Genomic DNA, 968 nt, shown 5'->3' on the forward strand with positions numbered 1-968 from the left:
ACCGTTCGTCTAACGCATATAAAGCTTAAGGGCTAGTCCAATTTCGCTCGCCGCTACTTTCGGAATCTCGGTTGATTTCTTTTCCTCGGGGTACTTAGATGTTTCAGTTCCCCCGGTTCGCCTCGCTGCGCTATGTATTCACGCAGCGATACTAGCTTATGCTAGTGGGTTTCCCCATTCGGAAATCCCAGACTCAAGTGGTTTTTACTACCTAATCTGGGCTTATCGCAAGTTAATACGTCCTTCATCGCCTCTGACTGCCAAGGCATCCACCGTGTACGCTTAGTCACTTAACCATACAACCCGAAGGAGTTTCGAGTTGATAATCAAATCACCAAAGTTGTCTCTCATTATTTGAATGAGCGAGAGACATTTCGATTTTGCCGGACTCAATTTCGAATAATCACTTAAAAGTGATATTCCCAAGAACACTTGAATGTGTTTTTTGGTGTTTGTCATAAAGACAAACATTGAGAACTTTACAAACAATCTTAAAGATTGTTTTGTCAGCTTTCCAAATTGTTAAAGAGCAAATCACTTCTTATGAAGTAACCATTTTTAAAAACTCTCAAGAGAGAATGTTTAAAGATGGTATCCCGTAGGGGAGTCGAACCCCTGTTACCGCCGTGAAAGGGCGGTGTCCTAGGCCTCTAGACGAACGGGACACTGTAGGTTGCTCTGCTAAAAGCAGAAACAATGTAGCTAGTGGTGGAGCTAATCGGGATCGAACCGATGACCTCTTCGCTGCCAGCGAAGCGCTCTCCCAGCTGAGCTATAGCCCCACATAAAATCGCTTCAGCATTTTATGCAGAACCAATCTTTTGCTCTGAAATTTAAACCATATCAATCTGTGTGGACACTCATCGTGAGTAATCATCGTATAAGGAGGTGATCCAGCGCCAGGTTCCCCTAGCGCTACCTTGTTACGACTTCACCCCAGTCATGAACCACAAAGTGGTAAGCGTCCT

2 tRNA genes and 2 rRNA genes are annotated in these 968 nt (G+C 44.4%); all 4 read right to left on the bottom strand.

The window, feature by feature from the left end:
• Window positions 1–296 (bottom strand): 23S ribosomal RNA (locus ATB76_RS26765); the annotation flags it as partial.
• 293 nt (window positions 297–589) lie between these two features.
• Window positions 590–665, bottom strand: a tRNA-Glu gene (locus tag ATB76_RS26770).
• Between the two features lie 41 nt (window positions 666–706).
• Window positions 707–782: transfer RNA gene (locus ATB76_RS26775), tRNA-Ala, on the bottom strand.
• Between the two features lie 99 nt (window positions 783–881).
• Window positions 882–968 (bottom strand): 16S ribosomal RNA (locus ATB76_RS26780); the annotation flags it as partial.

The organism is Vibrio sp. MOR3, from assembly GCF_001557775.1.
GTDB classification, from domain to species: Bacteria; Pseudomonadota; Gammaproteobacteria; order Enterobacterales; family Vibrionaceae; genus Vibrio; species Vibrio jasicida.